The organism is Bordetella sp. H567, from assembly GCF_001704295.1.
Taxonomy (GTDB): domain Bacteria; phylum Pseudomonadota; class Gammaproteobacteria; order Burkholderiales; family Burkholderiaceae_B; genus Bordetella_C.
The window spans coordinates 4,945,516-4,967,245 of the sequence record NZ_CP012334.1; the positions used below are offsets into that span (position 1 = coordinate 4,945,516).

The following is a 21,730-nucleotide window of genomic DNA, read 5'->3' on the forward strand; positions in this document are numbered from 1 at the left end:
AGCGGTCAGACCGAGGCCGCATCGGCATCGTCGGCGCCGCGCGTGGGCAGATGCAGCAACCATCCCGCGACGGGCCAGAGGGCGGCGGTCAGCGCCGTGCCGACTGCCCAATCCCAGCCCGGCCATTTGCCGGCAATCCAGGCCTTGATCAATACGGTCACCAGCCGCGCCACGAAGAAGATGGGCAGCATGTGCATGGCCTGGCTCCACAGATCGAAGCGCTGCAGGCGGCGATGCAGAACGACGGCGCCATAGGCCACCAGGGCATAGGACAGCGCGTTGCCGCCCAGCACCCCGGCGTCATGCACGTCCATCAACAGCCCAAAGACGAAGGCCGTCACCATGCCGATGCGCCGCGGTTCGTGCACGCACCAGAACGCGATGACCAGGATCAGGATATCCGGGGCTTCCTCCCACAGCCGCCACGGCAGCAGCGAGATCAGCCAGACCAGGAGCACCGATCCCCACACCATGGCGGCATGCGCCGGACGCGCGACCCGTTCGGGCTCGACCGTCCGCCGCGGGCGCAGCACCGCGCGATGGGATTCACTCCGGTTTATCGGACTCACTGGAGTCGGCCTCCTGGCGGTTGACTTCGGCGCGCTTGACGTCGACTTGCAGAACGAGGAAATGCCGGTACCGTTCCGGATGGGCCAGCGGCTCGCACAGGGCTCGGGCGAAGCCGGACGCGGTATCGCGTTCCACCTTCGTCACCTTGGCCACCGGCAACCCGGCCGGGAACAGGCCGCCGACACCGCTGGTGATAATAGTATCGCCCTCTTTGATGTCGGCATTGGCGGCAAGATAGCGCACTTCGATTTTTCCCGGCTGGTTGCTGCCGAAGGCGATCAGGCGCAGTCCATTGCGCAGGATCTGCACCGGGATGGAGACCTGCTCATCGGTCACCAGCGCGGCCTCGGACGTCATGGGCGTGACCCGCACGATCTGCCCCACCACGCCGCCCTCGTCGATGACGGGCATGCCCGGCGCCAGGCCCTGGCGGCTGCCTTTGTTGAAAACCAGCCGCTGGTTGAAGGCGTTGGGCGGTTCGTAGAGCACTTCAACGACCACCGCCTGCTGCGACAGCGTATCCGTCACGCCCAGCAGGCGGCGCAGCTGGGCGTTTTCCGCGGCCATCTGCGCGGCGTGCGTGGCCACTTGCGCCAGCTCGATGCGCTGGCGCTGCAGGGCTTCGTTTTCGGAACGGACGAGGTTGGCCGCGTTGTACCACTCGCTGACCTGCTGGACCATGTCGCGCGGCAGCAGGACGGCGCGTTGAAAGGGGTAAAGCGCGACGGACACGGCCCGGCGCACGGGCTCCAGGACGCGCCACTGCGAATCGCCCACCAATAGCGCCAGCGCCAGAACGACCAGGATGGCCAGTTTCGCCTCGGCGGGCAGGCCGTGTCGGAACAGCCGCGGTGTGGTGGCGTTAAGTTGGGGCATGGATACTCACGGGCTTATGGCCCGGTGCCGGCCGCCCACCGTCGCCGCTTCGGCAAAGCGGCCGCGGCCAGGCGCATGGATCAATCGTTGATGAAAATGGCGCCGAGCTTTTCCAGGTGTTCCAGGGCCTCGCCGCAGCCCCGCACCACGCACGTCAGCGGATCGTCCGCCACCACCACCGGCAGGCCGGTTTCTTCCTGCAGCAGGCGGTCCAGATCGCGCAGCAGCGCGCCGCCCCCGGTCAGTGCAATGCCCTTGTCGGTGATATCCGCGCCCAGTTCGGGCGGCGTCTGCTCCAGGGCGATCTTCACCGCCGACACGATCTGGTTCAGCGGATCGGTCAGCGATTCCAGGATTTCGTTGGACGATACCGTGAAGCTGCGCGGCACGCCCTCGGCCAGGTTGCGGCCCTTGACTTCGATTTCGCGGACTTCCGAACCGGGGAAGGCGGAACCGATCTGCTTCTTGATCAGTTCGGCGGTCGGCTCACCGATCAGCATGCCGTAATTGCGGCGGATATAGTTGACGATGGCCTCGTCGAACTTGTCGCCACCGACACGCACCGAGCCTTTGTACACCATGCCGCCCAGGGAAATCACCGCGACTTCGGTGGTACCGCCGCCGATGTCCACCACCATCGAACCGCTGGCGTCGGACACCGCCAGGCCGGCGCCGATGGCCGCGGCCATGGGCTCTTCGATCAGGTAGACGTGCGACGCGCCCGCGCCCAGGGCCGATTCGCGGATGGCGCGCCGTTCGACCTGGGTGGAACCGCAGGGCACGCACACGATGATGCGAGGGCTGGGGGCCAGCATGTTGCGGGGGTGCACCATGCGGATGAACTGCTTGAGCATTTGCTCGGTGACGGTGAAGTCGGCGATGACGCCGTCCTTCATGGGGCGGATGGCTTCGATGTTGCCGGGCACCCGGCCGAGCATCTGCTTGGCTTCGTGGCCGACGGCCTGGATGATTTTCTTGCCGCTCGCGCCACCTTCATGGCGAATTGCGACGACGGATGGCTCATCCAGCACGATGCCTTTGCCGCGAACGTAGATCAGCGTATTGGCCGTGCCGAGGTCGATCGCCATATCGCTGGAAAAATAACTACGCAGGAATCCGAACATGGATATAGGCTCAGCGAGATCAGGAATTTGGGACGTGACTGCGACCGGGCACAAGCCAGAAAGGCGCGCCTCCGGGTGCAGCGATTAAACCGTGAATGATAACTTATAATTTCAAGGGAAATAGGCGGCAAATCCCGCCTATTCCAGGCTTTGTAACTACTGCTGGCCTGTCATGTAACGCCCGCCCCCGCGGCTCCCACATTTTTTACACCTCCCCATGGCGCTAAACGACGAAGACGTGGCCCGCATTGCCCGGCTGGCCAGAATCGAGCTCACCGCGGAACGGCGCGCGCACGCGCTGCAGGAGCTCAACGGCATGCTGCACATCATCGAGCGCCTGCAGCAGGAAGACACCGAGGGCGTCGAGCCCATGGCGCACCCGCTGTCGGCGATCGAGGACGTGGCGCTGCGCCTGCGCGAAGACCGCGTAACGGAATCCGGCTCCGAAGCCGAACGGGCGGCGCTCATGCGCAATGCGCCGCAAGCGCAGGACGGCCTGTTCCTGGTCCCCAAGGTGCTGGAGTAGTCATGAGCAAACCCGCCCTGCATACCCAATTCGCCGATATCGCCGCCCTGCGGCAGGCGCTGGAACAGCGCCAGGTCAGCGCGGTCGAACTGGCGTCCAGCGCGCTGGACGCCGCCCAGTCGGCCACCGCCCTGAATGCCTTCCTGCAGATCGATGCCGACCTGACGCTGCAAGAGGCACGCGCCGCGGACGCTGCCCTGGCCGCCGGCACGGCCGGTCCGCTGACCGGTATTCCCATTGCCCACAAGGACGCCTTCGTCACGCGCGGCTGGCGCACCACGGCCGGCAGTCGCATGCTGGACGGCTATGTCAGCCCCTTCGACGCCACGGTGGTCGAACGCCTGCGGCAGGCAGGCGCCGTGTCCATCGGCAAGCTCAATTGCGATGAGTTCGCCATGGGCTCCGGCAACGAGAATTCCGCGTTCGGCCCCGTGCGCAACCCCTGGGATACCGCCGCGGTGCCCGGCGGGTCATCGGGCGGCTCGGCCGCCGCGGTGGCGGCCCGCCTGGTGGCCGCGGCTACCGGCACCGACACTGGCGGCTCGGTGCGCCAGCCCGCCGCCCTGTGCGGCGTGACCGGCATCAAGCCTACCTATGGCACCGTCTCGCGCTTCGGCATCGTCGCCTTCGGCTCCAGCCTGGACCAGGCAGGCCCGCTGGCGGCCAGCAGCCGCGACGCCCTGGCCCTGCTGGACGCCATGGCCGGCTTCGACCCGCGCGACGCCACCAGCGTCGAACGCTGCGGCAAGGACGCCAACGAACCGGGCCGCGTGCGGCGCGACTTCGACGCCGCCCAGGGCGCCTACGACGCCGCCGGCGGCAAGCCGCTGGCCGGCCTGCGCATCGGCGTCCCGGCGGAATACGTCGGCGCGGGCCTGTCCGACGAAGTCCGCGCGGCCGTGGAGGCCGCCCTGGCGCAGTTCGAAGCCCTGGGCGCGCGGCGCGTCGACATCTCGCTGCCGCGCACCGAACTCGCGATCCCCGCCTACTACGTCATCGCGCCCGCCGAAGCGTCCAGCAACCTGGCGCGCTACGACGGCGTGCGCTACGGCCATCGCACGGCCGAGTACGGCGACCTGACGGAAATGATCAGCCGCTCCCGCGCGGAAGGCTTCGGCGACGAAGTGCGGCGGCGCATCCTGATCGGCACCTACGTGCTGTCGCACGGCTATTACGACGCCTACTACCTGCAGGCACAGCGCCTGCGCCGCCTGATCGCGCAGGACTTCCAGCGCGCCTTGGCGCAGTGCGACGTGATCATGGGGCCGGTGGCGCCGACGGTGGCCAAGAACATCGGCGAAAACCGCGACGATCCCACCGCCGATTGGCTAGCCGACGTCTACACGCTGGGCGTCAGCCTGGCCGGCCTGCCCGCCATGTCGGTGCCGTGCGGCTTCGGCACCGGCGCGCATGCCCGCCGGCCCGTCGGCCTGCAGATCATCGGCAACTATTTCGACGAAGGCCGCCTGCTGGCAATCGCCGACCGCTACCAACACGTGACCGACTGGCATCAGCGCATGCCGGAATAGTCCACCCCGGGAATAACCCACCCCCGAAGCGCTTCGCGCTTCCCCCTCAAGGGGGCGACGCTGGCGGACCGGCAAAGCCGGATCCGCGGCGTCCCGGATCGGGCAGAGCTGTTTAATGCGATATGAAAACCACCCCCGAAGCGCTTCGCGCTTCCCCCTCAAGGGGGGCGACGCCGGCGGACCGGCAAAGCCGGATCCGCGGCGTCCCGGATGGGGAAAGAGCTGTTTAATGCGATATAGAACACAACACCGAAGCGCTGGCGCTTTCCCCTCAAAGGGAGCGACGCTGGCGGGCCGGCAAAGCCGGATCTTCGGCGTCCCGGAACGGGATTACCCGTTTCATGCGTCGCAGATGGCGCAAAGAGCAATGGACTACTGACATGAACTGGGAAATCGTCATCGGGCTGGAAACGCACACCCAGCTTTCCACCGACTCGAAGATCTTTTCGGGCAGCAGCACGCGCTTCGGCGCCGCGCCCAACACGCAGGCCAACGTGGTCGACCTGGCCCTGCCCGGCAGCCTGCCGGTGATGAACCGCGCCGCCGCCGAACGCGCCATCCGCTTCGGCCTGGCGGTGGGCGGGCAGGTTTCGCCGCGCTCCATCTTCGCGCGCAAGAACTACTTCTACCCCGACCTGCCCAAGGGCTACCAGATCAGCCAGTACGAAATCCCCGTCGTCGTCGGCGGGTCCCTTTCGTTCTTCGTCGGCGAAACGGCCAAGACCGTGCAGCTGACCCGGGCCCATCTGGAAGAAGACGCCGGCAAGTCGCTGCACGATGAATTCCACCTGGCCAACGGGGCGCCGGCCAGCGGCATCGACCTGAACCGGGCCGGCACGCCCCTGCTGGAAATCGTCAGCGAACCGGAAATGCGCTCCGCCGCCGAAGCGGTCGCCTACGCCCGCGCCCTGCACAGCCTGGTCGTCTGGCTGGGCATCTGCGACGGCAACATGCAGGAAGGCTCGTTCCGCTGCGACGCCAACGTGTCGGTGCGCCCCATGGGGCAGAAGGAATTCGGCACGCGCACCGAAATCAAGAACGTCAATTCCTTCCGTTTCCTGGAACGTGCCATCGTGTACGAGGCACGGCGCCAGATCGAGCTGATCGAGGACGGCGGCACCGTGGTGCAGGAAACCCGCCTGTACGACGCGGACCGCGACGAAACGCGCAGCATGCGCAGCAAGGAAGACGCGCACGATTACCGCTACTTCCCCGATCCGGATCTGCCCCCGCTGGTGATCTCGCAAGCATGGGTGGACGAAGTGCGCGCCACCATGCCGGAGCTGCCTGCCGACATTCGGGCGCGCTTCGAGGACCAGTACGGCCTGTCCGCCTACGATGCCGCCCAGCTGACCACCAGCCGCGACATGGCGGACTACTTCGAAGCCGTTGCCCGCGCCCTGCCGGCGGGCCAGGCCAAGCAGGCCGCCAACTGGATCATGGGCGAGCTGGCCGCCGCCCTGAACCGTTCCGAAATCGAGGTTGCCGCCTCGCCGGTGCCGGCGCCCGCCCTGGCCGCGCTGATCGCGCGCATCCTGGACGGCACGATCTCCAACAAGATCGCCCGCGACGTGTTCGCCGGCATGTGGGCCGGGGAGCAGGGCGGCCAGCCCGACGCCATCATCGAAGCACGCGGGCTCAAGCAGATCAGCGATACAGGCGCCATCGGCGCCATGATCGACGAGGTGCTGGCGGCCAATCCCGCCGTGGTGGAGGAATACCGGGCAGGCAAGCAGAAGGCCTTCAATTCCCTGGTCGGCCAGATCATGAAGGCTGCCAAGGGCAAGGCCAACCCGCAGCAGGTCAACGAGCTGCTGAAGCAGAAGCTGGGCTAGGGCCTGCCAACGCCGGAAGGCGCCTCGCACCGGCCGGCGCGAGGCCACGACAAGCCCCGTTCCCGGGGCTTTCGTTCTTCAGCCGGCCACGCCGTATTTCTGGCGATACGCCAGCACGGCCTGCCGATGCTCGGCGAATTCCGTCGCGTTCTCCATCAGCTTCAGGATATCGGTCAGCGAAGCGATGCTGACCACCGGAATGCCGTAGGTGCGTGCGACGTCCTGCACCGCGGAATGCGCGGACAGCGCATCGTCCGGCCCGGCGCGTTCCATGCGGTCCAGCGCGATCAGCACGGCGGCGGGTTCGGCGCCCGCGGCACGGATGATGTCCACGGATTCGCGCACCGACGTCCCCGCGGTGATCACGTCGTCGATGATGACGACCTTGCCCTTGAGCGGCGCGCCGACCAGCGTGCCGCCTTCGCCGTGGTCCTTGGCTTCCTTGCGGTTGTAGGCGAAGGGAATCGCCCGGCCGCCACCGCGCGGATCGGCGGCCAGCGCCATGGCCGCGGCGGTCGCCAGTGGAATGCCCTTGTAGGCCGGGCCGAAGAGCATGTCGAAGGGCAGCCCGGAATCCAGCAAGGCCCGGGCATAGAAGGCCCCCAGGCGATTCATGGAAGCACCGTCGCTGAACAGCCCGGCATTGAAGAAATACGGGCTGATGCGCCCCGATTTGACCTTGAAACTTCCGAAACGCAGCACGCCCTGGTCTAGGGCGAAACGCACGAACTGGACGGAGGGAGCGGCGGAAGCGGTCATACGGTCACCGGAAACGGGAAATTCGAGAGAAACCGGAATTATGCCTGCTCCGTCCGCCGAGCCAGGCCGAGCCCTGCCGGTGCCGGCCGCCGCCAGTCCCAGCACGCGGGTACCCATTTCAGTTATCCATGCCGCCGCCCGCCACCCGCGTCGCATGAAACAGGTGCGGCCCGACGGGGGACGCAGCGGATCCGGCTCCGCCGGTCCGCCAGCGTCGCCCCCTCGAGGGGGAAGCGCGCAGCGCTTCGGGGGTGGGCTCGATTTCAGGTACGCTAGCGGCCGTCCTCCTATCCCTGGCCAACATGCTGCGCATCATCTCCGCAAACCTGAACGGCATCCGCTCCGCCGCGAACAAAGGCTTCTTTCCCTGGGTGGCCAAGCAGAACGCCGACTTCATCTGCCTGCAGGAACTGAAGGCCCAGGCGGCCGACATGACGCTGGAAATGCTCAACCCGCCGGGGCTGTACGGCTATTTCCACTACGCCGAAAAGAAGGGCTACAGCGGGGTCGGGGTCTACGCCCGCACCCAGCCGCTGCAGGTCATCGAAGGCCTGGGCGTGCCGGAAATCGACAGCGAAGGCCGCTACCTGGAACTGGTCTACGACCAGCATTCGATCATTTCGGTCTACCTGCCGTCGGGATCCAGCGGCGAACACCGGCAGACCGCCAAATTCGCCTTCATGGAGCACTTCTACACCCACCTGGCCACGTTGGTGAAATGCGGGCGGCAGGTCGTGCTGTGCGGCGACTGGAACATCGCGCACAACGAGATCGACCTGAAGAACTGGAAGGGCAACATGAAGAACAGCGGCTTCCTGCCGGAGGAACGCGCCTGGTTGACCAAGGTTTTCGCCGACCTGGGCTGGACCGACGTCTATCGACGCCTGCATCCGGAGGCCACCGGCGAAGCCTATACGTGGTGGAGCAACCGCGGGCAGGCCTGGGCCAAGAACGTCGGCTGGCGGATCGACTACCAGATCGCCACCCCGGAAATCGCCGCCACGGCCAAGGCCGCCGCCATCTACAAGGACGAGCGCTTCAGCGATCATGCGCCGCTGATAATCGATTACGACACGGTGTTGTAGGTGGTTAGCCCTTTTGGGCGCTGATGGGATTTGGTTTACTGATGCCGTCCGCCGGGGGCGGGGCCTGTCGGGGCCGGCCCGATCGGGCGGTCGGGCGCGCGGGCGCCCGACACCACATCGCTGACCTCGTCCGCCGGGCGTTCGGTGCCGGTGTTTTTCTTGATGGCGTCCGCGCCTCGGCTCCCTTCGGTACCCGCTCGTTCGCCCTCAACGGGCCAGCCCCGACAGGCCCCGCCCCCGACGGACTCCGTTGTGCCTTAATCACCGGCCGTTGGGACGGGTTGTGTGCTTGGCACTTCGTGGGTGTGTGCGTTTCGGCAAAGGAACATCTTGCACTGCCCGTCGTTCATGGCCGCCCAGCGCGGCCATGAACGACTTACGTGATTGCGTCATGCGGCTGTTGCTGGCGTGCGTGGATCGGGGCGAACAAGTGGATTCCAAGATGGGCCAAGATCGTGGATTGCTATCGGTATCTGTCTCAGCCGATGGAAGGTCTTGCACTGCCCGCCGTTCATGGCCGCCCAGCGCGGCCATGAACGACTTACGCGCTTAGGTCATGCGGTGGTTGTCGCGTGCGCCGATGGCGGCAATAAGCGGAATCCCGGCATGCCACAACCGCCCACAATATCGACGACACGTCGCGCCACAACGCCCGCTGCATACCGCAGCCGCGTAGGCGCTTCGGGGCCGCGCTGGGCGGCCTCGAAGCGACGGGCAGTCCAAGATCTTCCATCGCCGAAACGCACAAACCCACGAAGTGCCAAGCACACAGCTCGTCCCAGCGACACGTGATTAAGGCACAACGGAGTCCGTCGGGGGTGAGGCCTGTCGGGGCTGGCCCGTTGAGGGCGAACGAGCGGGTACCGAAGGGAGCCGAGGCGCGGACGCCATCAACAAAAACACCGCACCGAACGCCCGGCGGACGAGGTCAGCGATGTGGTGTCGGGCGCCCGCGCGCCCGACCGCCCGATCGGGCCGGCCCCGACAGGCCTCGCCCCCGACGGACGGCATTAGCAAACCGACCTCCACACACCACGGAACTCCGCACACTGAGAAAGCCCAATTCGACAAGCCACCTAAGCGACCCGCAACCCGCGCGGCGCCATCGCCGCTTCGATGAACCCCTCCGCCGACATTGGCCGCCCCAGCAGGAAACCCTGCAGAGAATCGCAGCCCAGCCGGGTCAAGAACTCCTGCTGTTCGCGGGTTTCCACGCCTTCGGCCACGATCCGCAGGTTCAGCGTCTGCCCCAGTGCGACGATCGCCGATACGATGGCGGCGTCCTCGGAGTCGCGTTCCAGCTCGCGCACGAAACCGCGATCGATCTTCAGTTCGGTGGCCGGCAGGCGCTTCAGGTACATGAGGCTGGAATAGCCCGTGCCGAAGTCGTCGATCGAAATCTTCACCCCCATGCCATGCAGCTGGCCCAGAGTGGCCAACGTCGCCTCGACGTCGCGCATCGCCGTGGTTTCGGTAATTTCCAGCGTCAGGCTGCCCGCCTGCAGCCCGTGCCGCGCCAGGGTGTTGCGCACGACCTGCACCAGGCCCGCGTGATTGAACTGCTGCAGGGAAAGGTTCACGGCCATGGACCAATCGGTATGGCCAGCCTCGTGCCAACACTTCATCTGGCGACAGGCTTCGTCCAGCACCCATTCGCCGATCTGGATGATCAGCCCGGTTTTTTCCGCCAGGGGGATGAACGCCGCCGGTTGCACCATGCCGCGCCGCGGATGGTTCCAGCGCACCAGCGCTTCGGCGCCGACCACCTCGCCGGAGGCCGCGTGGAACTTCGGCTGATACTCCAGGATGAGCTCGTCGCGGATCAGCGCGTGCCGCAGGTCGCGCAGCAGCTCCACCTGGCCCTGGACGTCCTGGTTCATCGATGCTTCGAAATAGCAGTAGGTATTGCGCCCCGACGATTTGGCGAAATACATCGCGGCATCGGCGTTGGCCAGCAGCTCGTGCTGGTCCGTCCCGTTACCCGGATAGACCGCGATGCCTACGCTCGCCGAGACGTGCAGCGGCTGTCCCTCGACCTCGAATTCGTCCTCGATGATGCGGACCAGCTTGGACGCGATCGTGGCGGCATCGGCCGGTTCCTCGACCTGCGTCACCAGCACGAACTCGTCCCCACCCAGGCGCGCCACCGTATCCTGCCCGCGCACATTGACGCGGATGCGGGCCGCCACCTCCATCAGCAGGCGGTCCCCGATGTGGTGGCCATAGGCGTCGTTCACCGCCTTGAAGCCGTCGAGGTCCATGAACATCACGGCAAAGCAGGTGCGCTCGCGGGTGGAAGTATGGATGGCCTGCTGCAAGCGGTCTTCCAGCAGCAGGCGGTTGGGCAGCTTGGTCAGGTTGTCGTGCAGCGCCAGATAAGCCAGTTCCTGGTTGGCGTGCGCCAACGAGGATGCAAGGACGGAGGTGCGGGCCTCCATGCGCAGGTCCAGCACGGAAGTGACCAGGGCAATGGCGATGACCGCCAGGGTGACGATGATGATGACGATCGCCAGCCAGTTGCTGTCCACGCCGCTGCCCGCGGCGCCGCAAACGCTGCCCAGCGGAAACTGCGCCGCGGCCATGCCCGTGTAGTGCATGCCGACGATCGCACCGCCCATCACCAACGCGGCGGCGGCGCGCAGCGTACGCGCATGGCGCACGGCGTGCCGCAGCTTGAACGCGATCCACAACGCGCAGCCCGAAGCACCGATGGCGATCAGCACCGAAAGCGCGAACAGCGCCGGCTGGTACTGGATGCCGGGCGCCATCCGCAGAGCCGCCATGCCGGTGTAGTGCATGCCCGCCACGCCGACGCCCATCAGCAGGGCACCGGCACTCAGCCTGCGCCAGGGCAGACGCTCCTGGCAGACCAGCCACAGGGCGAAGACGGCCGAAGCGACGCCGATGAACAGGGACAGAGACGTCAGGCCGACGTCATAGCCCAGGGGGATGGGAAGGCTGAAGGCCAGCATGCCCACAAAATGCATGGACCAGATGCCTAGCCCGATGGCACACGCGCCGCCGGCCAGCCACCAGCGCGCCGCCGGTCCTCGCGCCGACCCGATGCGGCCGGCCATATCCAACGCCGCATAGGCGGCAAGCACCGCGACGGCCAGTGAACACAGCACCAGCGCCACGTTATAGCTGCCGACGTACATATCCGATTCCTTGGAGGTGCGGCTCGTGCCGCCGATCGCGCCCCGCCCGATGGAGCGGCAACCACCCTTTACGGGATATCGGCAAAATTCAAAAATACTTAAGGGCAGCTTACATATCGGTGCAGGTCACGTCCCTATCCGCGCGCCGGCTGGCGGACCACAAGGACGTCGCATGGCGCTTTTTCGATCAAGGCGTCGGCTACGCTGCCGATGGCGGTACGGGTCAAGCCGGTGGCCCCATGCGTCCCCGTGACCAGCAGCTCGCAATCCACCTGGTCGGCGTAGGCCACGAGTACCCGCTCTGCCACGCCCGCCGCGACCTGTATCCGGGGTTTCTCGCCGCCTTGCAGCTCCGGCGTGTTTTCCAGGAACTGCGCTGCCGCTTCCTCGGCGGTGCGCTGGAATCCCTTCGCGGTCACCTCGTCCTTGCGGTTGCCGGGCAGGTCGAAGGCATGGAACAGCGTCAGCCTTTCCGCCGGCAGCAGGGCCAGGGCGGCGCGCAGGGCGATGCGCGCGCCCTCGGAAAAGTCGCAGGCCACCAGCGCGTTGCCGTATGGCCGCCAGGCGCGGCGCTTGACCACCAGGACCGGCCTGGACGATTCGCGCACCAGCTTTTCGACCGTCGTGCCCAGCAGGATGCGGCCCAGCGTCTCGTCGCGCGCCACGCCCGCGACGATCAGGCCGCAGCCGTTTTCGTCGGCGGCCTGCCCCAACAGCCGGACGGGATCGCCGCAATGGACCATGACCTCCACCTCGACGTCGACGCCCTCCAGGTCGCGCAGCAGCGCACGGCGCGCACGGGCTTCCCTTTCCGCGGGCGGCCGCTGCGGCGTCAGCAGCGCACGGATCTGCGATTCGATGACATGCAGGGCGATCACGGACGTACCGAGCTGGCGCGCCAGCAACAGCGCGCGATCCAGGGCGCGATCGCCACGCGCGCTCAGGTCCGTGGCAAGCAGGATAGGCCCCGAAAAGCTGTGCATGATAGTCTCCCGGAATGATTCCCCGCCCCGTGGTCCATTCTCGTTGGGGCATTGGACCGCCTGGTCCGGCGGCGGCCGCGCTACGGCACGGCCTGTCCGCGCACCAGCATCACATCGCTGGGAAGCGACTCCAGAAGGCGCTCCGCGACACTGCCCACCATCGCGCCCATGATGCCCTTCATGCGCTGAGCGCCCGCCACCACCAGGTCGCACCGGGTGCGGAAAACGTATTCGGACAGCAGCGTTTCGGGCTCGCCGTACTGGACCGTCGTATCGGCCGGCACGCCCGGCGGCAGTCCGGCGATATCGGCCAGGAAACCGCGCATTTCATGGTCCAGGTCGTGCTGTAGCGACTCCGGCGCGTGCGCGGCGTCGCCCGGCATGCCCAGCACGGTGTCGCAGGCATGGAAAACGGTCAAGGGCGTACGCGGCAGGAGCCGCGCCGCCAGGCCCAGCGCATGGCCGGACTCCGGCGAGAAATCGGTTGCCACTACGCCCTTCGGATAGGTACCGTGCGGCCGCGTTTTCACGACCAGCACCGGCACCGCCACGTGCCGCACCACCTTCCTGACCGTGGAGCCCAGCAGCAATCTGCCCAGGGATTCGTTGCGGCCCACGCCGGTGACGACCAGCCCGCATCCGCACGCCTGTGCCAGATGCAGAATGTGCTCCGCGGGATCGCCGCTTTCCACGTGGATATCGGTGTCGATGCCGGCGCCATCCAGGTCCAGGCCCAGGCGATAGCTCGCCCATTCGCGGTGGTCTTCGGTCAAGCGGTGCCAGGACGGCGCGCCACCCGCGGCGGCGGAAGTCCCTGGCTCCAGCACATGCAGCGCGATCAGGCGCGCGCCCAGCTCCCGCGCGAGCACCACGGCGCGATCCAGGGCGCGGTCGCCCTGCGCGCTGAGATCGGTGGCAACAAGGACGGGAGCAGCGGCATGCGTGTGCGCGGTCGTCGGCATGATGGTCTCCGGATTGCCGTAAGGCCATTATCACCCGGCACGGCCGATTTACACCTTATCCAGCGCCTCGATTTCGCGGCGCCGCAGGTACAGCAGGATAAGGCCAGGCAGCGCGATCACTACCGTCACCACGAAGAACCAGGCCCAACCCATCCTTTCGACCAGGACGGGCGTCAAGGGCCCCGCCAGATAGGTACGCCCCACCGCCGCGACGGCCGACAGCAGCGCGTACTGCGTCGCGGAAAATTCCTGGCGGCACAAGGCCATGACCAGCGCCACGAAGGCCGCCGTACCCAGGCCGCCGCACAGGTTCTCCATGCCGACGGCGCCCACCATCAAGGGCAGGCTGCCGGGCTTGAGCGCCACCAGCCAGTAGCCCAGGTTGGACACCGCCTGCAGCACGCCGAACAGCATCAGCGAGCGATAGAGCCCGATGCGGGCCATGATGGAGCCGCCGGCCAGCGCGCCGACGATGGTGGCCGCCAGGCCCAGTACTTTATTGACCGTGCCGACTTCCGTCGGGGTGAAGCCGCCGCCGCGCAACAGGAAGGTGGTGGACAAGGCGCCCGCGAAGGCATCGCCGAGTTTGTACAGCACGATCAAGGTCAGCAGGCTGATGGCGCCGCGCCGCGAAAAAAATTCCCGCAGCGGGTCCGATACGGCATGCGCCAGGCTGCGCGGCGCCACCGCCGGGCGATCGGGTTCCGGTGCCCACAGCGTGGCCAGGACGCCCACGGCCATGAGCGCGCCCATCAGCACATAGGTATTGCCCCAGCCCAGCCAGCCGTCGGCCAGGATCAGCGCCAGCCCGCCGGACACCAGCATGGCGATGCGGTAGCCCAGCACCTTCACCGCCGCGCCCGCGCCGCGCTCTTCCTTTTGCAGGACATCGGTGCTGTAGGCGTCGAAGGCGATATCCTGCGTCGCGGAAAAAAACGCCACGATCACCGCCAGCAGCGCCAGGGGCAGCAGCGCGCTGTCCGGCGACAGCAGCCCCATGCCCGCGATGCCGGCCGCCAGCGCCAACTGGGTGGCCAGCATCCAGCCGCGCCGCCGCCCCAGCACGGGAACGGCATAACGGTCGATCAGCGGCGCCCACAGGAACTTGAGCGTATAGGCCGTGCCCACCAGGGTCAGGAAACCGATGTCCTGCAGCGATACGCCCGCCACGGTGGCCCATGCCTGCAATGTCCCGCTGGTCAGCGCCAGCGGCAGGCCGCTGGAAAAACCCAGGGCCAGCATGGGCGCGACGCGGCGGCTGGCATAAAGTTGGGCAGCGTATGAAATACGTGGTCTCCGTGACGGGATGGCCGCGGCCGCCAGGCCTTAGCCGGCGGCGAAGCGGTAGACCGCCAGGGTGCTGCGCCATCCCGGCAGCAGCCGCACCTCCCGGTCGTCGTTGAACGTTGCCCGCTGCAGGATGCGCAGGCCCAGCTTGGCGGCCAGGTCCTCGAAATCCCGCAGCGTGCACAGATGAATGTTGGGCGTGTTGTACCACTCGTACGGCATTTGTCCCGTCACCGGCATGCGTCCGCGCAGGATGGACCAGCCATGCGGCCAGTAGCCGAAGTTGGGAAAGGACACCACGCCGTAGCGCGCCACGCGGGCCATTTCACGCAGGATGTGTTCGCTGCGATGCATGGACTGCAGCGTCTGCGACAGCACCACCGTATCGAACTGGCCTTCGTCGAACAGCGCCAGGCCATCTTCCAGGTTCTGCTGGATGACGTCCACTCCCCGGCGCACGCAGGCGATCACGTAGTTGTCGTCGATTTCAACGCCCGCCCCACGGACCTGGCGTTCGTCGCGCAGCCAGGCCAGCAGTTCGCCGTCGCCGCAGCCCAGGTCCAGTACCCGCGATCCGGGCGTGATCCAGCTGGCGATGCGGGCCAGATCGGCCCGCAATTCCGTCGTCGCCGCGGGCGCGTTCATTCGGCCCCCCTGTGCTCAATGGCGCGGGGCGGCAGCCCCAATTCATGCGCGATGCGATCGTAATAGGCCCGGACGACCGCGTGGTAGCGCGTGTCGTCCAGCAGGAAGGCATCGTGGCCATGCGGGGCGTCGATTTCCGCATAGGTGACGGGCCGGCCGTTCTTCAGCAGGGCGCGCACGATCTCGCGCGAGCGTTCCGGCGGGAAGCGCCAGTCCGTGCTGAAGGACACCAGCAGGAAGCCCGCCCGCGCGGCCGCCAGCGCGCGGGCCAGGTCGCCGCCGTGCGTGCGGGACGGATCGAAGTAATCCAGCGCGCGCGTGATCAGCAGATAGGTATTCGCGTCGAAATAGCGGGAGAACTTTTCGCCCTGGTAGCGCAGGTACGACTCCACTTCGAACTCGACGTCGTAGCCGTAGCGGTATTCGCCGTTGATGCCCGGCGAGCGCTGCGTGCGGCCGAATTTTTCCGCCATGTCGTCCTGCGACAGATAGGTGATGTGGCCGAGCATGCGCGCCACCGCCAGTCCCCGATGCGGCACGGTGCCGTGCGCGTAGTAGTCGCCGCCGTGAAAGTCCGGGTCGGTGATGATGGCCCGCCGCGCCACCTCGTTGAAGCCGATGTTCTGCGCCGACAGCCGCGGCGTGCTGGCGATCACGACGCAGTGCGCCACGCGTTCCGGGCAGGCCGTAGCCCAGCCCAGGGCCTGCATCCCGCCCAGCGATCCGCCCATGACAGCGGCGAAACGTTCGATACCGAAGTGATCCGCCACCCTGGCCTGGGCGTGCACCCAGTCTTCGACGGTCAGGACCGGGAACGCGGCGCCCCAGGGCTTGCCGGTATCCGGATTGATGCTGGCCGGTCCCGTGGACCCGAAGCACGACCCCAGGTTGTTGATGCCGATCACGAAGAAGCGGTCGGTATCCACCGGCTTGCCCGGGCCGACCATGTTGTCCCACCAGCCGATGTCGCCGGGATCGTCGGCCGCGACGCCCGCGACGTGGTGCGAGGCATTCAGCGCGTGGCACACCAGCACCGCATTGGTGCGCTGGGCGTTGAGCGTACCGTAGGTTTCCACCGCCAGCTCGTAGGACGGCAGGGATAGGCCGCTGGCCAGCGGGAGGGGCTGATCGAACTTCAGGAACACCGGGGCCACCACCCCGACGCTACGGGCGGCGGCCGCATGCCGGTTTGCATCGGCAACGGTGCCGGGCGCCGGCGCGCAGGCCGCGCCGGGACTGGCCGCGAGAGTACCAGGCCCTATGTCCGGGGCCGCGCCCGGATGGCCCGCTTGGGATGGCGATGGAAAGGATTGCGTGCCGGGGGATTGCGTGCCGGCGGATTGAGAGCCGGCGGATTGCGCGGAAGCCGCCGCGCCGGCGGATTGCTCGATGGTTGCAGTCATGCAGACCTCTTTAGCTGGATTTATCAGGCGCCCGCAAGCGGATCAGGCAAATCGGCGCCAACCGAATGAATGGCAGATTCTAGCATCGGCGCGGGACCCTGCCGGCTACGCACAAGGCCATGCCCGCGTCGCGGGCTTCTCGGCCCGGAATCGCCGCCGCAATTCCCGTCCGTGTCATCGCTGGGCGCCGTCCACCGCTTATTGCAAGATGCGCCGGCATTCCGCCATCCCCCGCCATATCCCTCGCCGCAACGGCAGCGATCCCCCGATGCCAGAGAAGAAGTTGTCCGAACGCGAGGCCGCCTGCCTGCAGTGGGCCGCCGCCGGCAAGACCAGCCGGGAAACCGCCATGATCCTGGGCGTCAGCGAGCGAACCGTGAACTTCCATTTGCAAAATGCCTGCCGGAAACTGAGCGCCCGCAACCGGCGCGCGGCGGTCGCCACCGCCCTGACCTGCGGCTTGCTGGCCGCATTCCGCATCGGCGGCAGCCGCTGACTCGCGTCAACGAGCGTCGAAACGCACGGAACCGACGAATTCGCGTGCCGGGGCCAAGGGCAGGCCTTGCTCCGATCCGGTGGCCACCGCCTCCACCAGCAGGCCGCCCTGGACCCAGACCCGGCCCAGGGCCCAGACGGGCTGGCCGCCGGCCTGCCCGCGCACTTCGATATCGGTTCCGTACGGCGGCGGCGCCGGCGGCGGCTGGACACGCAGGTTCTGGTACAGCGCGCGCACGAGCGCGGCCGCCAGGTCGCGCTGCCCGGCGGGATCGCCAGCCAGGGCCTGCGGCAAGGGCGCGTATCCCACCGCGAATACCGCATCGCCCACCCGCGCGGACGTCAGGGAAAAGCGCAGCGTCTGGCCTCCCAGGCCGATATCGCGCGTATCGGTCGTGGTGCGGGCAGGAAACGCGGCGCGCGCGGCGCCATCGGCGATGAGGACTTCCCGCCAGTTATAGGTGGGCGTGCATGCGCTCACAAGCAGGGCGCAAAGCGCCAGGCAAGCCATGCGGCGGGCAGGCCGGACCGGCGCGCCAGGGCTGGCGCCGCCAGGCATGCCAGTTTCACGTATCGCGTATTGTTCTTGCGTCGCTTTTTCCATGTCGCCGGCCCGCTGGCGTATAACGGTCATGCGCCATTGTCGCCCATGCCGGGTATGGCATCGGATGCCGCGGCGATTATCCCTGGGCCGCGCGGGTTACTTCGCGCGGCCGGGGACGCAACCCGTAAAATCGGTTTCCATCAACCTGGACTACAAGAAGCCCCGCCGTGACCGATATCTCCGCCCGCCGCCTTGCCCGCCTGGACGCCAACCGGGATCTGCTTACCCGCACCCTGCGCGGCATAGAAAAAGAGGGCCTGCGGATCGATGCCGGCGGCCAGTTGGCGCGTACCCCGCATCCGGCCGCGCTGGGTTCGGCGCTGACCAACGAGCACGTCACCACCGACTATTCCGAGGCCTTGCTGGAGTTGATCACCGGCACGCAGGACAACGTCGCCGGGCTGATCGGCGAACTGGAAGACATCCATCGCTTCGTCTATGCCAACCTGGACGGCGAACTCATCTGGAACCAGTCCATGCCCGCCGCGCTGCCGGACGAGGCCCACATTCCCATTGCCTGGTACGGTACGTCCAATACCGGCATGCTCAAGCACGTCTACCGGCGCGGCCTGGCCCACCGCTACGGCAAGACCATGCAGTGCATCGCCGGCGTGCACTACAACTTTTCGCTGGACGATCGCATCTGGAGCCTGCTGGAACAGCCTGGCGCCACCGACCAGGAGCGCCGCTCCGCCGGCTACATCAGCCTGATCCGCAATTTCACGCGCTATTCCTGGCTGCTGATGTACCTGTTCGGCGCCGCGCCGGCCCTGTCCAAGGACTTCCTGCGCGGCCGCGAACATCCCCTGCAATCGCTGGACGGCGACACGCTGTACCTGCCGCACGCCACCAGCCTGCGCATGGGAGACCTGGGCTACCACAACCCGGCGCAGTCGCAGCTCAAGCCCTGCTACAACGATCTATCCACCTTCCTGCAGCGGCTATACGCCGCCGTCACCATGCCATGGCCAGCGTACGAGGCCATCGGCACGCATCGCGACGGCGAATGGATCCAGCTGAACACCAACATCCTGCAGATCGAAAACGAGTACTACTCGAGCATCCGCCCGAAACGCGCCACCGGACGCTGCGAACGGCCGATCACCGCGCTGGCCGAACGCGGCGTGCAATACGTCGAAGTGCGCTGCCTGGACATCGATCCCTTCGAACCGGTGGGCATCGCGGCCCAGACCGCGCGTTTCGTTGATGCCTTCCTGCTGTTCTGCGCAACCACCGACAGCCCCTACTTCGACGATGCCGGGTTCTGTAGCAACAGCGCCAGCAACTTCAACCGCGTGGTCAACGAAGGCCGCAAGCCGGGCCTGGAGCTGCTGCGCGAGGGCGCGCCCATCGCGCTGCCGCTGTGGGGCAAGGAACTGCTGGACCGCATCGTCCCCTATGCCGAGCTGCTGGACGCGGCCTACGGCGGACAGGCATACCGGCAGGCCGTTGCCGCGCAAGCGGGCAAGCTGGACGAACCGCAATCCACGCCCTCGGCGCGGCTGCTGGACGAACTGAAGCGCAACGGCGCCAGCTTCCTGGAATACACGCTGGCACAAAGCCGCGGCCACGCGCAGTCCCTGCTGGACACGCCCTTGGGCGCGGACAAGGCGGCCTCGTACGCGGACAAGGCCCGTGCATCGCTGGCGGAACAGGCGGCCATCGAGGCTGGCGATACGATCGATTTCGAGACCTATGTGTCACGCTACCACCAGGCGCTGAAGCCGCCCTCCTGTGCCGTTCCGCGCGCATGAGCACCAGCCGGCGTACGGCGCGGCAGCGGCGATGCAAGGCGCCACGACGTTGCAACACGACGCCGGTATGATGTAGCGGACGGTGCCGGACAGCCCCTACCGGCGTGCCGGCATCCTACCCGCGAGGACTTCCATGCATCTTCGGGCCTGCATCGCGTACGTGTGCGTGGCCGGCCTGGGCGCCGCGATACCGGTGCGGGCCGCCCAGCCCGCCGACCCCTTGCCGGTTTCCTCCGTGGACCTGCGCAGCTATCTGGGCAAATGGTACGAAATCGCCCGGCTGCCCCGCTTCTACCAGCGTTATTGCGTCGGCGACAGCATCGCCCTGTATTCCATCCGGGACGAGCATACGATCAACGTCGAAAACAGCTGCCGCACCAAGGACGGCGATATTCGCACGGCGCATGGCACGGCGCGGCCCGTACCCGGCAGCAATAACGCCAAGCTGGAAGTCACCTTCCTGCCGCCCTTCACCGGGGATTACTGGATCCTGGGGCTGGCACCGGATTACAGCTGGTCCGTGGTCGGCTCGCCCGGTCGCAAGTCGCTCTGGATACTCTCGCGCACGCCGCGGCTGTCGCCCGCCGATCTGGACCAGGCCAGATCGATCGCGCGGACCCAAGGCTATCCGGTCGACAAGCTCATCTATACGCCGCAGAGCGACGCCAAATCAGGCGCTCAATAGGCGCGGTCTAGGCCGTCGGGTGGATCGGCTCCGGGTTAGTCCGGGCCTTCAGGCAATTGTCAACAGACGAGCATGCGCGTGTAATTCCAGATAGGGATGCCCGCGCACGACAAAACACAACAACACCACAAGAAAACAGCAGGGGGTCTCGGAACGCTGCAGTCCACGCGCGTGGTGCGGCGTTGGCGCCGCCCGAGCACCGCGAAACAGCGGACGGCAGAGCACGGTTGGGAAGTCGGGTTCCATACAAAACGATGGTCCTCAAGCAGCCAACAGGAGACATGCCATGCAACGCCAGACTCGTTCACGCCGCAAATTTCTATCGGGGGCCACGGCGGCGGCGGGCGTCGCCGCCCTGGGATTTCCCGCGATCGCCCCCGCGCAAGCGCCGATCACCTTCCGCTTCCAGAGTACCTGGCCGTCCAAGGACATCTTTCACGAATTCGCCCAGGACTACGCCCGCAAGGTCAACGAAATGGCGGGCGGCCAGTTGCGCATCGAAGTCCTGCCGGCCGGGGCGGTCGTCAAGGCCTTCGACCTGCTGGACGCGGTATCCGCCGGGACGCTGGATGGTGGCCATGGTGTGGTCGCCTATTGGTACGGAAAGAACACCGCCGTCGCGCTGTGGGGATCGGGCCCGGCCTTCGGCATGGACGCCAACATGCTGCTCGCCTGGCATGAATACGGCGGCGGCAAGGACCTGCTGGAGGAAATCCAGAAGGCCATGGGCGTGAACGTGGTGTCGCTGATGTACGGGCCGATGCCGACGCAGCCCTTCGGCTGGTTCAAGAAGCCAATAACCCGGGTGGAGGAAATGAAAGGGATCAAGTTCCGCACTGTCGGGCTGGCCATCGACATGTACACGGCCATGGGCGCGGCGGTGAACGCCCTGCCCGGCGGCGAAATCGTCCCGGCGCTCGATCGCGGGCTGCTGGACGGCGCCGAGTTCAACAACGCATCGTCCGACCTGGCGTTGGGCTTTGCCGACGTTTCCAAGGTGTGCATGCTGCAAAGCTTCCACCAGAGCGCCGAGCAGTTCGAGATCCTGTTCAACAAGGACAAGTACAACACCCTGCCCGATCACCTGAAGCATCTGCTGCGCTACGCGGCGCAGGCGTCCAGCGCCGACATGTCGTGGAAAGCCGCGAACCGCTATTCCCAGGACTATCTGGTTCTGCAGAACGAGCGCAAGGTCAAGTTCTACAAAACACCGGACGCGATCCTGCAGCAGCAGCTGAAGATCTGGGATGAGATGATCGAGCGGCGCTCCGCGGAAAACCCCTTGTTCAAGAAGGTGCTGGATTCGCAAAGGGCCTTTGCCCAGCGCGCCGGCAAATGGCAGGGCGATACGCAGGTGAATTTCCGCATGGCCTACAACCACTACTTCGCAGCGCCCTCCAAGGCGTGACCGGATGCGCCACGGGTTCATTGCGCCATGACATGACCGCAG

Annotated in this window: 19 protein-coding genes and 1 riboswitch; of the genes, 8 read left to right on the forward strand and 11 right to left on the reverse strand. The window is 66.8% G+C overall.

Annotation, left to right across the window (positions count from 1 at the left end; translation table 11 throughout):
* Nucleotides 1-5: 5 nt before the first annotated feature.
* The 3 genes from mreD to AKI39_RS22150 form a co-directional block, all read right to left on the reverse strand.
* Nucleotides 6-473: a rod shape-determining protein MreD gene (gene mreD / locus AKI39_RS22140; protein ID WP_083229153.1), complete on the reverse strand. Its 468-nt coding sequence runs from the start codon at nucleotides 471-473 to the stop codon at nucleotides 6-8.
* A gap of 73 nt (nucleotides 474-546) precedes the next feature.
* Entirely contained in the window at nucleotides 547-1,446 is a 900-nt protein-coding gene (gene mreC / locus AKI39_RS22145) for a rod shape-determining protein MreC (RefSeq protein ID WP_066640986.1), read from the reverse strand.
* A gap of 80 nt (nucleotides 1,447-1,526) precedes the next feature.
* Nucleotides 1,527-2,570: a rod shape-determining protein gene (locus AKI39_RS22150; protein WP_066640988.1), complete on the reverse strand. Its 1,044-nt coding sequence runs from the start codon at nucleotides 2,568-2,570 to the stop codon at nucleotides 1,527-1,529.
* Between the two features lie 217 nt (nucleotides 2,571-2,787).
* Here AKI39_RS22150 and gatC point away from each other — a divergent pair, with 217 nt between their 5' ends.
* From gatC to gatB, 3 genes are all read left to right on the forward strand, one after another.
* Entirely contained in the window at nucleotides 2,788-3,096 is a 309-nt protein-coding gene (gatC, locus tag AKI39_RS22155) for an Asp-tRNA(Asn)/Glu-tRNA(Gln) amidotransferase subunit GatC (protein WP_066640990.1), read from the forward strand.
* Nucleotides 3,097-3,098: 2 nt separating this feature from the next.
* Nucleotides 3,099-4,625, forward strand: coding sequence for an Asp-tRNA(Asn)/Glu-tRNA(Gln) amidotransferase subunit GatA (gene gatA, locus AKI39_RS22160; RefSeq protein WP_066640992.1), 1,527 nt, complete (start codon nucleotides 3,099-3,101; stop codon nucleotides 4,623-4,625).
* 380 nt (nucleotides 4,626-5,005) lie between these two features.
* Nucleotides 5,006-6,460, forward strand: coding sequence for an Asp-tRNA(Asn)/Glu-tRNA(Gln) amidotransferase subunit GatB (gene gatB, locus AKI39_RS22165; protein WP_066640994.1), 1,455 nt, complete (start codon nucleotides 5,006-5,008; stop codon nucleotides 6,458-6,460).
* A gap of 78 nt (nucleotides 6,461-6,538) precedes the next feature.
* Here gatB and pyrE read toward each other — a convergent pair whose 3' ends face one another.
* Nucleotides 6,539-7,219 carry an orotate phosphoribosyltransferase gene (pyrE, locus tag AKI39_RS22170; protein WP_066640998.1) on the reverse strand — a complete coding sequence of 227 codons (681 nt, stop codon included), beginning with the start codon at nucleotides 7,217-7,219 and terminating at the stop codon, nucleotides 6,539-6,541.
* 302 nt (nucleotides 7,220-7,521) lie between these two features.
* On the opposite strand from pyrE, the gene AKI39_RS22175 reads away from it, so the two are divergent.
* Entirely contained in the window at nucleotides 7,522-8,304 is a 783-nt protein-coding gene (locus AKI39_RS22175; protein ID WP_066641001.1) for an exodeoxyribonuclease III, read from the forward strand.
* A 1,076-nt stretch (nucleotides 8,305-9,380) separates the two neighbouring features.
* On the opposite strand, the gene AKI39_RS22180 is transcribed toward AKI39_RS22175, so the two are convergent.
* The 6 genes from AKI39_RS22180 to metX all read right to left on the reverse strand — a co-directional run bounded on the left by AKI39_RS22180 (nucleotide 9,381) and on the right by metX (nucleotide 16,742).
* Entirely contained in the window at nucleotides 9,381-11,462 is a 2,082-nt protein-coding gene (locus AKI39_RS22180) for a putative bifunctional diguanylate cyclase/phosphodiesterase (protein ID WP_066641004.1), read from the reverse strand.
* A 134-nt stretch (nucleotides 11,463-11,596) separates the two neighbouring features.
* Entirely contained in the window at nucleotides 11,597-12,445 is an 849-nt protein-coding gene (locus AKI39_RS22185; protein WP_066641005.1) for a universal stress protein, read from the reverse strand.
* Between the two features lie 80 nt (nucleotides 12,446-12,525).
* The gene (locus tag AKI39_RS22190) at nucleotides 12,526-13,407 is read right to left on the reverse strand and encodes a universal stress protein (RefSeq protein WP_066641006.1); all 882 of its coding nucleotides are present in this window, start codon (nucleotides 13,405-13,407) and stop codon (nucleotides 12,526-12,528) included.
* 48 nt (nucleotides 13,408-13,455) lie between these two features.
* Nucleotides 13,456-14,649 (reverse strand): muropeptide transporter, encoded by a 1,194-nt coding sequence (locus AKI39_RS22195; protein ID WP_145925351.1) that lies wholly within the window; start codon nucleotides 14,647-14,649, stop codon nucleotides 13,456-13,458.
* Between the two features lie 84 nt (nucleotides 14,650-14,733).
* Complete coding sequence (metW, locus tag AKI39_RS22200; RefSeq protein WP_066641009.1) at nucleotides 14,734-15,339, reverse strand: methionine biosynthesis protein MetW; 606 nt, start codon at nucleotides 15,337-15,339, stop codon at nucleotides 14,734-14,736.
* Nucleotides 15,336-16,742, reverse strand: coding sequence for a homoserine O-succinyltransferase MetX (gene metX / locus AKI39_RS22205; RefSeq protein WP_338012409.1), 1,407 nt, complete (start codon nucleotides 16,740-16,742; stop codon nucleotides 15,336-15,338). The genes metW and metX overlap by 4 nt, the downstream gene beginning before the upstream one ends.
* A riboswitch (SAM riboswitch) is annotated at nucleotides 16,732-16,810 on the reverse strand. It overlaps the preceding gene by 11 nt.
* A 200-nt stretch (nucleotides 16,811-17,010) precedes the next feature.
* On the opposite strand from metX, the gene AKI39_RS22210 reads away from it, so the two are divergent.
* The gene (locus tag AKI39_RS22210) at nucleotides 17,011-17,238 is read left to right on the forward strand and encodes a helix-turn-helix domain-containing protein (protein ID WP_066643601.1); all 228 of its coding nucleotides are present in this window, start codon (nucleotides 17,011-17,013) and stop codon (nucleotides 17,236-17,238) included.
* A 6-nt stretch (nucleotides 17,239-17,244) separates the two neighbouring features.
* Here AKI39_RS22210 and AKI39_RS22215 read toward each other — a convergent pair whose 3' ends face one another.
* The gene (locus tag AKI39_RS22215) at nucleotides 17,245-17,871 is read right to left on the reverse strand and encodes a hypothetical protein (protein WP_235610699.1); all 627 of its coding nucleotides are present in this window, start codon (nucleotides 17,869-17,871) and stop codon (nucleotides 17,245-17,247) included.
* Nucleotides 17,872-18,008: 137 nt separating this feature from the next.
* Between AKI39_RS22215 and gshA the strand changes: the two genes are divergently transcribed.
* The 3 genes from gshA to AKI39_RS22230 all read left to right on the forward strand — a co-directional run bounded on the left by gshA (nucleotide 18,009) and on the right by AKI39_RS22230 (nucleotide 21,688).
* Nucleotides 18,009-19,595, forward strand: a complete 1,587-nt coding sequence (gshA, locus tag AKI39_RS22220; RefSeq protein ID WP_066641011.1) for a glutamate--cysteine ligase — start codon at nucleotides 18,009-18,011, stop codon at nucleotides 19,593-19,595.
* Nucleotides 19,596-19,728: 133 nt separating this feature from the next.
* Nucleotides 19,729-20,280 carry a lipocalin family protein gene (locus tag AKI39_RS22225; RefSeq protein WP_066641013.1) on the forward strand — a complete coding sequence of 184 codons (552 nt, stop codon included), beginning with the start codon at nucleotides 19,729-19,731 and terminating at the stop codon, nucleotides 20,278-20,280.
* 286 nt (nucleotides 20,281-20,566) lie between these two features.
* Nucleotides 20,567-21,688 (forward strand): TRAP transporter substrate-binding protein, encoded by a 1,122-nt coding sequence (locus AKI39_RS22230; RefSeq protein ID WP_066641015.1) that lies wholly within the window; start codon nucleotides 20,567-20,569, stop codon nucleotides 21,686-21,688.
* Nucleotides 21,689-21,730 lie beyond the last annotated feature (42 nt).